Source organism: Pseudohalocynthiibacter aestuariivivens (assembly GCF_018457175.1).
Classification (GTDB): Bacteria; Pseudomonadota; Alphaproteobacteria; order Rhodobacterales; family Rhodobacteraceae; genus Pseudohalocynthiibacter; species Pseudohalocynthiibacter aestuariivivens.
Map to the genome: position 1 here is coordinate 665,450 of NZ_JAGFNU010000001.1, position 13,491 is coordinate 678,940.

13 protein-coding genes are annotated in these 13,491 nt (G+C 54.8%); 7 read left to right on the plus strand and 6 right to left on the minus strand.

The window, feature by feature from the left end:
- Positions 1 to 64: 64 nt before the first annotated feature.
- Both J4E70_RS03330 and J4E70_RS03335 read right to left on the minus strand, forming a co-directional pair.
- On the minus strand, positions 65 to 1,147 hold the full coding sequence (locus J4E70_RS03330) for an NAD(P)/FAD-dependent oxidoreductase (protein WP_213887625.1): 1,083 nt from the start codon (positions 1,145 to 1,147) through the stop codon (positions 65 to 67).
- Complete coding sequence (locus J4E70_RS03335; RefSeq protein ID WP_213887626.1) at positions 1,147 to 2,082, minus strand: aldo/keto reductase; 936 nt, start codon at positions 2,080 to 2,082, stop codon at positions 1,147 to 1,149. The genes J4E70_RS03330 and J4E70_RS03335 overlap by 1 nt, the downstream gene beginning before the upstream one ends.
- Positions 2,083 to 2,226: 144 nt before the next feature.
- Here J4E70_RS03335 and proS point away from each other — a divergent pair, with 144 nt between their 5' ends.
- From proS to J4E70_RS03365, 6 genes are all read left to right on the plus strand, one after another.
- A complete protein-coding gene (gene proS / locus J4E70_RS03340) occupies positions 2,227 to 3,564 on the plus strand; it encodes a proline--tRNA ligase (RefSeq protein WP_213887627.1) in 1,338 nt (445 codons plus the stop codon).
- A gap of 154 nt (positions 3,565 to 3,718) precedes the next feature.
- On the plus strand, positions 3,719 to 4,996 hold the full coding sequence (locus tag J4E70_RS03345) for a lipoprotein-releasing ABC transporter permease subunit (RefSeq protein WP_213887628.1): 1,278 nt from the start codon (positions 3,719 to 3,721) through the stop codon (positions 4,994 to 4,996).
- Positions 4,989 to 5,666: an ABC transporter ATP-binding protein gene (locus tag J4E70_RS03350; protein WP_213887629.1), complete on the plus strand. Its 678-nt coding sequence runs from the start codon at positions 4,989 to 4,991 to the stop codon at positions 5,664 to 5,666. Before J4E70_RS03345 ends, J4E70_RS03350 begins: the two co-directional genes overlap by 8 nt.
- Positions 5,667 to 5,698: 32 nt before the next feature.
- Positions 5,699 to 6,676, plus strand: coding sequence for an Ldh family oxidoreductase (locus tag J4E70_RS03355; RefSeq protein WP_213887630.1), 978 nt, complete (start codon positions 5,699 to 5,701; stop codon positions 6,674 to 6,676).
- Between the two features lie 127 nt (positions 6,677 to 6,803).
- A complete protein-coding gene (locus J4E70_RS03360) occupies positions 6,804 to 7,208 on the plus strand; it encodes a c-type cytochrome (RefSeq protein ID WP_247077628.1) in 405 nt (134 codons plus the stop codon).
- Positions 7,209 to 7,232: 24 nt separating this feature from the next.
- Complete coding sequence (locus J4E70_RS03365; RefSeq protein ID WP_213887632.1) at positions 7,233 to 7,637, plus strand: c-type cytochrome; 405 nt, start codon at positions 7,233 to 7,235, stop codon at positions 7,635 to 7,637.
- Between the two features lie 8 nt (positions 7,638 to 7,645).
- Here J4E70_RS03365 and J4E70_RS03370 read toward each other — a convergent pair whose 3' ends face one another.
- Positions 7,646 to 8,089: a DMT family transporter gene (locus tag J4E70_RS03370; protein ID WP_213887633.1), complete on the minus strand. Its 444-nt coding sequence runs from the start codon at positions 8,087 to 8,089 to the stop codon at positions 7,646 to 7,648.
- Here J4E70_RS03370 and J4E70_RS03375 point away from each other — a divergent pair.
- The gene (locus tag J4E70_RS03375) at positions 8,088 to 8,282 is read left to right on the plus strand and encodes a hypothetical protein (RefSeq protein WP_213887634.1); all 195 of its coding nucleotides are present in this window, start codon (positions 8,088 to 8,090) and stop codon (positions 8,280 to 8,282) included. The genes J4E70_RS03370 and J4E70_RS03375 overlap by 2 nt on opposite strands.
- A gap of 79 nt (positions 8,283 to 8,361) precedes the next feature.
- Here the strand turns inward: J4E70_RS03375 and J4E70_RS03380 are convergent, their stop codons facing one another.
- From J4E70_RS03380 to J4E70_RS03390, 3 genes are all read right to left on the minus strand, one after another.
- The gene (locus tag J4E70_RS03380) at positions 8,362 to 8,895 is read right to left on the minus strand and encodes a hypothetical protein (protein WP_213887635.1); all 534 of its coding nucleotides are present in this window, start codon (positions 8,893 to 8,895) and stop codon (positions 8,362 to 8,364) included.
- A gap of 56 nt (positions 8,896 to 8,951) precedes the next feature.
- Positions 8,952 to 10,919 carry a DNA topoisomerase IV subunit B gene (parE, locus tag J4E70_RS03385; protein ID WP_213887636.1) on the minus strand — a complete coding sequence of 656 codons (1,968 nt, stop codon included), beginning with the start codon at positions 10,917 to 10,919 and terminating at the stop codon, positions 8,952 to 8,954.
- A 237-nt stretch (positions 10,920 to 11,156) separates the two neighbouring features.
- Positions 11,157 to 13,463 (minus strand): transglutaminase domain-containing protein, encoded by a 2,307-nt coding sequence (locus J4E70_RS03390; RefSeq protein WP_213887637.1) that lies wholly within the window; start codon positions 13,461 to 13,463, stop codon positions 11,157 to 11,159.
- Positions 13,464 to 13,491: the final 28 nt, after the last annotated feature.

The following is a 13,491-nucleotide window of genomic DNA, read 5'->3' on the forward strand; positions in this document are numbered from 1 at the left end:
GAGAGTTTGGGGGCGACGACATACCGCTATCGGCATTGCAGGGGAAGATCAAAAGCCAAATATTCTAGTGGTTTCCAAAGCGACTTGGGCTAAGTGCCGTAACTGTGACGGCGTCGATTTCCGGTTGCTTCCCTTCAATCAGGTCAGCCGCCAGTTTACTTGCCGCTGGTGAGGTTTGAAAGCCGTATCCACCTTGCCCGGCGACCCAGAAAAAATCACTTTGCTTTGGGTCAAATCCAATAACGAGCGATCGGTCCGGTGCGAAGGTACGCAACCCTGCCCAACTGGTTTCAAGGCGTGTGACCGGTTCTGTCACCATCGCCTCGTACCGCGCGAGCCCTTCGGCAAGCACCATGTCGTCCGCCCAGGCATCGTGCGGCTCAACCGGGTCTTCTTCGGCGGGGGACACCAGCAGCTTTCCTGCATCGGGTTTGGAATACCAGCTTTCGCCGGGCCCAAACATCATTGGCCAGCTACTGACATCGTGCCCACCCGGGGCAGGTAAACGTGCCATGGAGCGGCGATAGGGCTGAACGCCAAGCGGTTTAACCCCCGCAAGGTTTGCGACATGGTCAACCCAGGCACCTGCCGCATTCACCAGTAGCCGGGCCTCGTATGTTCCTTTGCTGCTGTCGACCTGCCAGCCGTTTTGGGTGTGTTCAATGGCAGTCACATGCGCATTGGTCAGGATTTCTCCACCATTGCCCCGCGCCTCGCGTGCGAAATTTTGGATCAAAAGGTCTGTATCTATGTCCCAGGCTTCGGCGTGGTAGCCAAACTGTGTCGCGGTTGCAGGGTTCAGGATCGGGACATGTGCCAGCGCCTCATCCCGGCTGATCCGCGTCATTTCCATGATTTCACAATCTCTGGCAAACAGATCTTCCTGTTCCACGCCACCCAGCAAAAGCATGCCGCGCGGTGATAGAACTCCGCCGTTTGCGTCGCGATGATACGTGTAGCTCGCTTTGTTCAGCGCCACGGTGCTGGGCAAACCATACGTGCCTTCAAACATTGCAGCGGACCGGCCAGAGGCGTGGTAGCCAAGCCCGGATTCACCCTCAAGCAATGTTACAGTTCCCAGATGCGACAGGCGGGCAGCAGCGGATATTCCGGCAATACCGCCGCCAATAATCAAGAAATCGCGCATCAGGCTTCTTCCAGTCGATCTGTCGCAGGAGGTGGAGTAGGGGATAGGTCACACATTCTTTGGTAAAGCGCATCAGACATTTCAAATTTGCCCGCTGATAAAGAAGGACGCAGCTGTTCAACGGATCTCGCGCTGATGATCGGTGCCGTGACCGCAGGGTTCTGCGCGACCCATGCTACGGCAAGCGTTGCCGGATGCTGGCCAACCTCTGCGGCCAGTTCTTTCAATGCGCTTGCCGCCTCATGCATCCAATCGGGGCTGTAACGCTTTGTGTAGCTGCTGTCATCAAGCAGGCGCCCACCTTCACCTCTCGCATATTTCCCGGTGAGCAATCCGCCGCCCAGTGGAGAATAGGGTGCAATGGCAATGCTTTCGGACAAAGCCATCGGAAGAATCTCAACCTCTGCCTGACGTTTTACGAGGTTATACATTGGCTGCAATATCGAGATCGGCAGATCAAACTCTGCGGCAACATTTGCGGCCTTCATGACCTGCCATGCCGAAAAATTCGACAATCCGACATATCGAATTTTTTCTGCATCACGCAGCGTGGCCAACGCCTCAAAACTTTCCGCCAGTTCTGTATCGCCGTCCCATTTATGTAGGTAAAGAATATCAACCATATCCATGCCAAGCCGCGCCCGGCTTTTGTCAAACTGCGCGTTTATGTTGGCGGCACCTGCGCCATCTTTCCACGCACATTTGGTCGCGATAATCAGTTTCTCTCGCTCTGGCCCAGCGAACTTTCCAAGCAAGGTTTCAGAGGCGCCATCGGTGTACACATAAGCGGTGTCGAAAAAGTTTATTTCCGCCACGCGGCAGGCATCATACATACCGCGTGATTCATCGGCACTGGCTTTGCCGCCAAACTGCATAGCGCCAAAACAAAGTGCAGAGGGCGCGGTTCCATCGGGACTGGTGAGCAGGTTTTTCATGGAGAGAAACTGGCACGCACCGAAGCAAAGGAAAAGCCCAATTTATGCTTGAACGAGGTAACAAGCCGCAGCGCTCTCTTGTCTGGACCAACGCGATAGCCTAGACCGGGCAAAATTAGAGAATTCGCAAGGATATCGCTGCTCATGCGCCTGACCCGCTACTTTCTTCCCGTGCTGAAAGAAAACCCTTCAGAAGCGTCAATTGTTAGCCACCGCTACATGCTGCGCGCTGGCATGATCAAACAGTCAAGCGCCGGTATCTATTCCTGGTTACCGCTTGGATTCAAAGTGCTGAAGAACATCGAAAACATCGTGCACGAAGAACAAATTCGTGCCGGGCATATCCCGATGCTGATGCCAACGATACAGCCTGCGGACCTCTGGCGTGAAAGCGGTCGTTACGAAGACTATGGCGAAGAAATGCTGCGGATCAAAGACCGGCACGGGCATGACATGTTGTTTGGCCCCACCAACGAAGAGATGATCACTGATATCTTTCGCGCGCATGTTGGCAGCTACAAAGACCTGCCACTAACGCTTTATCACATTCAGTGGAAATTCCGCGATGAACGCCGCCCACGGTTTGGTGTGATGCGGGGCCGTGAGTTTTACATGAAAGACGGCTATAACTTCGACCTTTCAAAAGAAGATGCTTTGCACGCCTACAACCGCCATTTGGTCAGCTACCTTCGGACCTATGAACGTATGGGTTTGCAGGCCATACCTATGCGCGCTGATTCAGGGCCAATTGGCGGCGATGACACGCACGAATTTCTGGTCCTCGCCGATACCGGAGAAAGCGAAGTTTTCTACGACAGCGCGATCACTGACCTGAAATTTGGCGACCGCGAGATAGACTATGACTCGGTCGAGCAATGCCAAAATGTTCTTGAAGAATTCACCTCTCGCTATGCCCGCACAGATGAAACTCATGACGAAGCTGCCTTTGCCAATGTGCCGGAAGAACGCCGCCGCTCTGCGCGAGGCATCGAGGTTGGGCAGATTTTCTATTTCGGCACGAAGTATTCCGAGTCGATGGGGGCAACAGTCATCAACGATAAGCAGGAGCAGATTCCGGTTCATATGGGCAGTCACGGGATTGGCGTCAGCCGTCTGGTCGGCGCGATTATTGAGGCCAGCCATGACGACAAGGGCATAATCTGGCCCGAAGGCGTGACTCCGTTCCATTGTGGGATTGTGAACCTCAAGCAGGGCGATGCAGAGGCAGATGCCGCATGTGAAGCACTATATAGCGCACTTGAGTCTCACGGACTTGAGCCGCTTTATGATGACCGCAACGAACGCGCGGGCGGAAAATTCGCAACGATGGATCTGATTGGCTTGCCGTGGCGGATCACCGTCGGCCCACGCGGATTGAAAAACGGGGTAGTTGAGTTGACCAGCAGGAGAACCGGGGAAAGCCAAGAAATGGCACCGGACGCGGCAGTTGCGCGCGTCGCCGAAATTTACGCAAACCTCTGAGTATGGTCCAAGAGTTTTATCAAAACTCTTGTCAAAATCTTTTGCAAAGATTTTGGGGCCTCGTGGGCGGGGAAATTTGCCCACCTGCAGCTCTCGGACTTGACCCCGGGCGTCTGCCCCCACAGACTTTGTACAACAAAAACGGAGAGCAGTTTTGACCGGCCCTTTCGCACGCTTTGAATGGTTGATCGCATGGCGATATCTGCGCGCACGCCGCACCGAAGGCGGGGTCAGCGTTATGACCTGGATATCGTTGATCGGTATTATGCTGGCTGTCGCCGCCCTGATCATCACCATGGCCGTGCGTGCCGGGTTCCGCGCGGAATTTGTTGATACAATTCTTGGCGCGAACGCGCATGTCACCCTCTACAACTCTTCTATCGTGACCGAAACCGGCCAGATCACGCGGGTTATTGATGACTACGCAGAAAAAGCTGAAGCTGTAAGGGCGGTCCCCGGCGTTGTTCGTGCAGCCCCTCTGGTTAAGGGTCAGGTCATGGCCAACAACCAAAGCTACAACATTGGTGTTCAGGTCTTCGGCATTGCGCTTGAGGACCTTAAGGGGATACCGCGGATCGCGGATGCAAATACCGGGCAGGGCGATATAGCGCGGTTTGACGAGGGGATCGCACTTGGCGCGGGTGTCGCAACTGACCTTGGTGTTGGGATCGGTGGCCGAATCAGGCTGATCTCTCCCAATGGCGTGCGCACTGCGATGGGCACCAGCCCGCGCGTTAAGGCCTATGAGGTTGTCTATATCTTTTCTGCGGGCCGCTATGACATCGACCATACCCGCGTCTATATGCCGTTCGCCGAAGCGCAGAGTTATTTCAACCGCGAGGGTTTGGCGGATGAACTTGAAATCATGGTTGAAAATCCCGAACTCGTCGATGAACTGAACGCCGATTTGATGAAAGCAGGGGGCGAGCGAACGCTGCTCTGGACATGGCGGGATGCCTCGGGCTCTTTCCTGCGTGCGCTTGATATCGAAGATACGGTGATGTTCGTTCTGATGGCGGTTCTTGTGCTTATCGCTTCGCTCAACATCATTTCGGGTCTTGTGATGCTTGTGAAAAACAAGGGCCGCGACATCGGGATTTTGCGAACCATGGGCCTTACGGAAGGGTCCGTCTTGCGGGTGTTCTTTATCTGTGGCGCGCTTGTCGGGCTGATTGGCACTCTATTGGGTGTGGTTCTTGGGTGCCTGTTTGCAGTCTATTTCGACACGATCCTCGCTTTTGTGAACAGCGCGACAGGTGGCGAAGTCTGGGATGCATCCGTTCGTGGTATCTACAGGCTCCCGGCCAAGCTCATGCTGGGGGATGTGCTTGCCGCAGTTGCCCTGTCACTTGGTTTGTCCTTTGTTATCACGCTTTTCCCCGCACGCCGCGCTGCACGGATGAACCCGGTAGAGGCGCTGCGTTATGAGTAATGCCGTTTTGGAACTTGAAGGTATCAGCAAAGCCTACAACAAGGGAAAGATCAGTGAAGTTTCCGTACTTAAAGGTGCAGATCTCAAACTAAGCGAAGGCGAGATCGTTGCCCTTGTTGCTCCTTCCGGGGCTGGCAAATCGACCCTTTTGCATATCGCCGGATTGTTAGACACGCCTGACAGTGGCGTCATTCGCATTGCGGGCGAGGAGGTGGCGCATCTTTCAGATCGCCGTCGCACGGCGATACGGCGGGCGGGTGTCGGGTTTATCTATCAGTTTCACCACCTGTTGCCGGAATTTTCGGCGCTTGAAAATATCGTTCTGCCGCAGCTTGCCAATGGCACGGCGCAAGCTGCTGCAGAGGCGCATGCGACCAGCCTGCTGAGCCGCGTCGGGATTGCAGAGCGGGCGCATCACCGCCCCGCAGAACTTTCTGGCGGAGAACAGCAGCGCGTTGCCTTTTGCCGCGCACTTGCCAATCAGCCGCGTCTTTTACTGGCGGACGAGCCTACGGGAAACCTTGATCCTGAAACCTCGGATCAGGTCTTTGGAACATTGGTGGAACTTGTCCGCGAAACGGGTTTGTCAGCCTTGATCGCCACACATAACCTTGACCTTGCCGCCCGGATGGACCGGGTGATGCATTTGGAGCATGGGGTGCTCGTCTAACTTTTTTCAAGGCAAATGCCGAAGGATTTGAAATGCCCGAAGTAACGCTAGATCAAATAGAAAAAGCAACGCACGCGGCCCTGACCTATCATGGGGCAGAACCCTGGATTGCGACAGAGGTTGCACGCGCCGTTCGCGCTGCTGAATCCGTCGGCAACAAAATCTGCGGGCTTTACTATCTTGAAAGCTATTGCCAACAACTCAAATCCGGCCGCGTTAAAGGTGATGTGGAACCAGTTGTCAGCCGTCCGCGGCCCGGCGCAATTTCTGTCGATGCGCGCTATGGTTTTGCACAACCTGCCTTTGCACGTGCATTGCCGCAAGCGCTTGATGCTGCGCGTGAAAATGGCACCGCGACACTTGCCATCTGTCATGCCCACACCTGCACGTCGCTTGGTTACTTCACAGAACAGATCGCGCGTGCGGGCCTTATCGGGATTGGGTTTACCAATGCATCGCCCATCGTGGCCCCGCCGGGTGGAAAGACCCGGATCATTGGCACAAATCCAATCGCTTTTTCAGCACCGGACGGGCAGGGCGGTATCGCGATGCAGTTTGACCAGTCAACCACCACGGTTGCGCTTGGCAAAATTACCATGGCCAAGGCCGCGGGTGAGGCTATCCCATTAGGTTGGGCCGTAGATGCGAACGGTGAGCCGACCACTGATCCCGCCGCAGCCATTGCCGGTTCCTTGGTCTCAACGGGCGGCTACAAAGGCTGGGGCTTTGGCCTGATGGCCGAGCTGCTGGCGGCGGGTATGACCGGTGGCGTCGTTTCGCGTGATGTAAAACCGCTGAAAGCCCCCGAGGGGCCGCCGCATGACCTTGGCCAGTTCTACATCCTGATGGACCCCGATGTGTCCGGTGCATTCTTTGACCGGATGGCGCAGGTGCAGGCTGCGATTGACGCCGAAGAAGGCGCGCGCATGCCCGGGGTTGGCAAAAAGCCAATGCAGGTCATAGCTGTTGAAGACAATGTTTGGGAATTGGTGCAATCGCTGGCACGATAAAGAAGTGCATCGTATTTTGGCCACGATAGCCCGATACCCAAAAGGTAGCGCTATCTGATGCGGATCAATGTTGCGCCCGGATGGTTGTGCGAGAGTGATTGAACAAAACAGAAATAGGAGACGTGTTGTGGCGACTGGAAAATATCTGACTTTGCTCTTTGCGGCGTGCCTTGCAGGACCAGCGGTAGCCCAGGACGCGGAAGACGGCCAAGCACTTTACTTGCGCCACTGTGTAAGTTGTCACGGGGCAGAGGCGCTGGGCAGCGGCCCGATGGCACCGGTTCTTCTTGTTCAGCCAGCGAACCTCAGACAGCTTGCCGCAACAAACGATGGCGTCTTTCCGACCGAACGGGTTGTTGCACGTATCGATGGGCGTGACCCGTTGGTCAGTCACGGCAGTTCGATGCCCGTTTATGGGGATTTCTTTGAAGGCGATGATACAGCCGTGAAAACACCCGCGGGTCAACCGATCCTGACCAGTGCGCCAATCGCTGATTTGCTGGCCTACCTCGAAACGTTGCAGACAGAATAACGCGGGAAACGAAGGGGCGCAGGTATGAAGTATTTGGCAGGAATTGTGGGTCTGGGATTTATTGCCGCCTGCACCGTAGACGCAATGCCGGAACCTTATGAAGGGCAGGCGTTATATGATGACAACTGCGCGATCTGCCATGGTGCGTCGGGTCGGGGGGACGGTGCTGTTTCCGATGTCACAGGAACCGCACCCAAGGATCTAACACAAATCGCGCTGCGCAACGGCGGGGTTTTTCCACGGGCAGAGGTGCTGTCGATGATCGACGGTTATCACCGCGAGGCGCTACCGGGGCCGAACATGCCTGAATTCGGTGCGCTGTTACGGGGCGAGCAGGTGCCTGTTGAGACGGGCGATGGGGTGATGACCCCAACCCCAAGGCCGCTTGCCGCACTTATGATCTATCTTGAAAGCATTCAGGACGGTTAAGTCCCTCGTTAGGCCAGTTGCGTTACAAACACTCCAACCGCCATGATGCCGATGCCCGCCGCGCGGGTCAGCGACAGGGGCGAGATTTGCGCCCCAAACAGCCCCAGATGGTCAATGGCAGCGGCAGAGATCAACTGCCCCAGCAGCACAAAGAACACCGCATTGCCAACGCCGAATTTTGGTGCGGCCCATGTGATGGTCAGCACGTAGAATGCAACCAGCAGCCCCGCCAGAAACAGGTGCTTTGGCGCGCCGACCGCGTGTTTCAACGGGCCGGGACCTGCGAACATCAGAACAATACCTGTGCCCAGCAAAGCCACGCAAAACAGGATCATCGCCGCCGCAACCGGCGAGCCGAGCCGTTGCCCAAGGGCTGCATTGAGTGCCGCAAGTATCGGAACGCCAAAGCCAGCAAGCAGCATGGTAAGCGCGTAAAACATGGTGGGGGGCATGGCAGACTCCGAATTGGTTTGCCGTAAATTGGGTGAAACCCGCGTTTTGTTCAAGGCGGAAACGGCAGGGCCAGATAAGCAGCTTGTGATTTCTGTTAACCCATCGCTGCCTTTGAGGAAGCAACAGGCCCGCCCACGCCCCCCACGGGGGCGGGCCCATGATCTTGCCAGAGGCAAGATCATGGTTGGCTAGTCTTCAATAGTATCCTCAAGCTGGTGAGACGCGGCTGAAGAATTTCCTAAATACCATCCAACAGATAATGAAATGAGGATTAGTAAAACGTAAACCAAAATCTCGTCTCTATTACGTACCCAGAAACTTCGATTTTTTTTCTCGTTACTTTACTTGATAACAAATAGGCGATCACTCTTAAAACAGGCCAAATTAGAAGAAGCGTTAGAATTGAAGCTAGAAAGAAAAGAATGACAAATTCGGTGTCAGCAGTACTTTCCCCGAAAAAGTTGGCGAGATAATTATAGAAAACACTTACAATCAGAACAAAACACACCCTAGAGACGAGGTCGCCCAGCGGATGTCTCCACCAAACCCATATCGATTTGAAGTAATCTAGTGAGTTTATAATTGTTAAAACAACGGCCTCTTGTTCGCGAGTTGAATTGATTGAAACTCCCACATCGCTCAATTCCATTGTGATGCCATCAAATTCAAATTTATAAGGAGAGCTGATATTATTAGCGTTTTTCATTATTTCGCTAACACCTACGTAGACTATAGAATTACTTTCACACTCTACGATTTCTGGGTCTTCAGCGCTGTCTGAAATTATTCCAACAATATCTTCCACAGAGATTTGAATGGATCGAAGGGGTCCATAAACGTATTTGCTAGGCGGAACAGTCCTCAAACATCCAGCTCCTCAACGAACTGGGCGTTTTCCTGAATGTACTGAAACCGCATCTCGGGTTTTTTGCCCATCAGGCGTTCCACCAGATCGCTGGTTTCGCCCGGCTCGTCCTCGTCTATCGACACGCGGATCAGCTTGCGGGTTTCGGGATTCATCGTGGTGTCTTTCAGGTCTTTTGCGTCCATCTCGCCCAAACCCTTAAAGCGTGACACGTCGATCCGGCCCTTGCCGCCCAGCCCCTTGGCCAGCGCCGCCTCTTTTTCCAGCTCATCGGTGCAGTAAACGCGCTTTGCGCCCTGGGTCAGGCGAAACAACGGCGGGCAGGCCAGGTAAAGGTGCCCCTTGTCGATCATCGGGCGCATCTGGGTAAAGAAGAACGTCATCAGCAACGCCGCAATATGCGCCCCGTCAACATCCGCATCGGTCATGATGATGATCTTGTCATAGCGCAGATCATCAACGTTGAACTTGGTGCCGATCCCAACGCCAAGCGCCTGACATAAATCATTAATCTCGGCGTTCGTGCCAATTTTTGACGAAGCCGCCCCAAGCACGTTCAGGATTTTTCCGCGCAGCGGCAGCAGCGCCTGTGTCTTCCTGTCCCGCGCCATTTTGGCCGATCCACCGGCAGAATCCCCCTCGACGATGAACAGCTCTGTCCCCTCGCGGTTGGTGGCCGAACAATCGGTCAGCTTGCCGGGCAGGCGCAGCTTTTTCGTGGCTGACTTGCGTGCGGTTTCCTTTTCCTGACGGCGGCGCAGGCGCTCCTCGGATTTCAGCACCAGATAATCAAGGATCGCGCCTGCGGCCTTGGTGTTGCCTGCAAGCCAGTTGTCAAAATGGTCACGAACCGAATTTTCGACCAGCCGCTGTGCCTCGGTCGTCGCAAGGCGGTCTTTGGTCTGGCCCACAAACTCCGGTTCGCGGATGAAACAGCTGACCAGTGCGCAGCCGCCATTCATGATATCGTCACGGGTAATCTGGCTGGCTTTGCGATTGTTCACCAACTCGCCATACGCGCGGATACCCTTTAGTATCGCCGCCCAGAACCCGGCCTCATGTGTGCCGCCCTCGGGCGTAGGCACTGTGTTACAATAGCTTTGGATGAACCCGTCGCGTGACGGGGTCCAGTTGATCGCCCATTCGACAGATCCGGCGGTGTCAGCGCCAAATTTCTCGGCAAACTGCACTTTCCCGGCAAAGGGCGTGTCGGCATAGGCGGTAGAGCCATTCATCCGTTCGTTCAGGTAATCCGCCAGCCCGCCCGGAAAGTGGAACACGGCCTCGGTCGGGGTTTCACCATCATCAATTGCGCTTTTCCAGCGGATTTCAACGCCGGAGAACAAGTAGGCCTTGGAGCGCACCATGGTAATCATGCGTTTGGGTTTGAACCTGTGATGGCCGAAAATCTGCTCATCCGCGTGGAACGTCACCATCGTGCCACGGCGGTTCGGGGCGGCGCCAATCTTTTCGATCGGGCCATCTGGTATGCCACGTGAAAACTGCTGCATGTAGAGTTCTTTGTTCCGCGCCACTTCGACACGCATGTAGTCTGACAAGGCATTTACGACGGATGCGCCAACCCCGTGCAGACCGCCAGATGTCTGATAGGCCTTGCCGCTGAACTTACCACCCGCGTGAAGAGTGCAAAGAATAACTTCAAGCGCTGATTTGTCAGGAAACTTGGGATGCGGGTCTACCGGGATACCCCGGCCATTATCGCGGATCGTGACAGAATAATCTTCGTTCAGCTCGACCTCAAGCCGGTTGGCGTGCCCGGCGACAGCCTCGTCCATGGAGTTATCGAGCACCTCGGCCACCAGATGGTGCAACGCACGTTCATCGGTGCCACCGATGTACATACCGGGGCGTTTGCGGACGGGCTCCAGCCCCTCCAGAACCTCGATAGAAGACGCGTCATATGCAGTTTCCGGTTCATTTTCCCGAAGTAGGTCGTCGGCCATGTTTTGCTGCTCTTTTATTGGCTGTTTCGAGGATAATAGAACATCCCATTGGGGCAAGCCATGTGATTTTCACAAAATATGCTGTTTTACGGCGCTATGCCCATAGGTAAATGCATTCTTTTATGTTTTGCTTGGCGCGTTCACACTCCAAAGCAAGACTCCACCGAAATGGACCTTCAGAAATCTACGTTTCTCTGTCGCTAGAAGGGCGCACCAGGCAGAGTTGCCAGAAACCGATCAAGGTCTGCGAAGTGGCGCTGGCCGGGTCGGATTGAACGGATCGAAAGGTTTTTTCGGGACCGGCCGACCTCTGGGCGGCAATGGTGAACGTGGACGCGGTGGAATCTGCGTTCGTGGGGGTGGAAACGGCCTTAAACCTGAATTTGGCGGAGGACCGAATTTATACGGTCCCATTCCCGGACCCGCACCGCCACCGGGAGGAGAACCACCAGTGGGTGGGCGCCCCCGTGCACCGCCGCCGCGTCGTGCGCAGGAATCAAGAAGCTGCTGCGCACCCTGCATTAATCCGGGTGGCATGTGAGCGAGAGGCCCCATTCCTGACCCGATAGAGATTGCCAGGGAACCGAGACCGCATAGCAGTTGCCGGGCGCGCAAACTGAGAGAGGATTGTTGCGCATTTAAGTCAGTAGTTTCAGCGCCTCCCTGATGTGAGCCGTCCTCCATCTGGTCCTGTGTTCTGCCCGTAACCACGTCTATACCCCACCAGCCGACAGTGGGTGTGTTCCCAAGCGTGACTGGCCGGGTGGGAACAATCACCGCCATATTTGCAGCCATGTCGGTGTTCAGTCGCGTCAACGCTTCGTCTGACAAGGAAAGCCCGTTTTGCATTGCAACGTCAGCAGGGGCTAGTGTGTTGACCTCTATCTGATCGGATGCTGCGACATTAAACACGTCTCCGACGCTGATGCTTGTCATCGGTCCGTCTGCAATTGCCCACGCGGTTAACGCAACGGTCAAACGTTCGACTTCGTGATCAAGAATGCCGTCAAAAACCCGTTCATAAGGGCCAATCGCATCTGCGTCCTTTGCGATTACGCGTCGCGATTTCAGCGCATGGTCAATTGCAAAGGCACTTGGTGGGCCATCGGCGTCCTCTGGGTCGCTGCCAATATAGGTCAGGAACATGAGGTTTGGTCCAGACGGGTAAGAGATGATATCTGTCATGTCAAAGCTCATAGAAGGCACCGTTTCCCGAAGATAGCCGTAGAAATCTAGGATCAAAGCGCCGGCAGCAGCCGAAGCGCGGTTCGGGTCATTACTGGTCAAAGCCTCCATCCGTCTATGCTGCAGGCTTGCTGGCGAGAACCCTGTGGTAACGGTAAAGGCGCGCAGCGTGTCTGCCCAGTCTGCCTCTACCGCAGGCAGTTCCGCGTAACTTGGGTTTCCGGCGATCCGTGCAGCGTGACCTATCCGGTCATAAACTTCATGGCGAACCGTTTGCATCGCACCTGTGGGGTCAACGAATGTCAAAGACAGCCATTCTGCAACCAATTCGGTCGGTTGCTCATTTGACAGCGCTGTTGACAGGGAGTTCAGACCGCCAAAAAGTCCGCCGCCACCGCTGCTTCCGCTATCGGCTTCTACTTCGACGACCAGTTCTACCGGCTCCCCTTCAATCCTTTGGTCGCCAGCAATAAGAACGGGTGTGAAACTATCGTTTACGCCCTGTGCGAAGGTTGTCACGCCGCTTTGACCGGGTTGTTCGTGTATCAGAAGGAAGGCGGTCCCCGAGATATCTGCGGTAAGGGCTGAAAACGAAAAGTTTGTGTGCGTTGTTGGTACGCCATCCTTGACGGTTTCCGTATCAAGCGAGATTTCGACGCGATGAAATGCGGTTTCAGGAAGCTTTTCGACGGAACCGGATTGTTCGCAATGCGTTTCTCCGATTGGCCCGGCGAATGCTGGGTCAAAGTCTGTCCATCCTTCCGCATCGCGCATCTGAACCCAGATATGATCGGATACTGTTTCGCGAAGTTCGTCCTGAACAGAAGGGGAATCTTGGTTAAATATAACATTGGCACCAGTCAAATGCTCTTCGACAAAGATGTAGGTCGCTGATACCCGATCTGCGAACTGATCAATAACTGCTGTTTCGCCCTCTTCGACAAAAATCTCCAGGTTCGGCGACTCTTCCAGAGATACCGTTGGGTTTGCGATTGAGGCGATAAGTGCCTCTGACTTGTCTACGCCAAGGCGACATTGCGCCAGCCGTGTCTCAAACCCTGCGTCACGCAGCAGATTGGAAAGCAGCAGGCTTTGGTCGTAACTATTCCCTGCGCGACTTTGAAGCGCACCATTTGCGCCACGCAAAACACCGGGGTAGGCGTGAAACGCAACATTCTCAGCAACAAATTTATAAAGTGATTCTGGTTCCGCAGAGTGTTCTTGTAATACATCCTCAATCGACAAAATCTGAGGTTGCAAAGCAGCGTCGCCCGAAGTTTGTGCCAATCCCGAACCGCCCGAATTCACAAAGCAGAACATTGCAAACATCAACGGGTGTTTCAGAGAGTGAATACGCAAGGTGCTTTCCTTCTGGATGTTCGGTTGG

What these genes read in the sequence shown, in the direction of transcription:
- J4E70_RS03330 (WP_213887625.1), bottom strand. Translation starts at nt 1,147, where the DNA reads ATGCGCGATTTCTTGATTATTGGCGGCGGTATTGCCGGAATATCCGCT.
- J4E70_RS03335 (WP_213887626.1), bottom strand. Translation starts at nt 2,082, where the DNA reads ATGAAAAACCTGCTCACCAGTCCCGATGGAACCGCGCCCTCTGCACTT.
- proS (WP_213887627.1), top strand. Translation starts at nt 2,227, where the DNA reads ATGCGCCTGACCCGCTACTTTCTTCCCGTGCTGAAAGAAAACCCTTCA.
- J4E70_RS03350 (WP_213887629.1), top strand. Translation starts at nt 4,989, where the DNA reads ATGAGTAATGCCGTTTTGGAACTTGAAGGTATCAGCAAAGCCTACAAC.
- J4E70_RS03355 (WP_213887630.1), top strand. Translation starts at nt 5,699, where the DNA reads ATGCCCGAAGTAACGCTAGATCAAATAGAAAAAGCAACGCACGCGGCC.
- J4E70_RS03365 (WP_213887632.1), top strand. Translation starts at nt 7,233, where the DNA reads ATGAAGTATTTGGCAGGAATTGTGGGTCTGGGATTTATTGCCGCCTGC.
- J4E70_RS03375 (WP_213887634.1), top strand. Translation starts at nt 8,088, where the DNA reads ATGGCAGACTCCGAATTGGTTTGCCGTAAATTGGGTGAAACCCGCGTT.
- J4E70_RS03370 (WP_213887633.1), bottom strand. Translation starts at nt 8,089, where the DNA reads ATGCCCCCCACCATGTTTTACGCGCTTACCATGCTGCTTGCTGGCTTT.
- parE (WP_213887636.1), bottom strand. Translation starts at nt 10,919, where the DNA reads ATGGCCGACGACCTACTTCGGGAAAATGAACCGGAAACTGCATATGAC.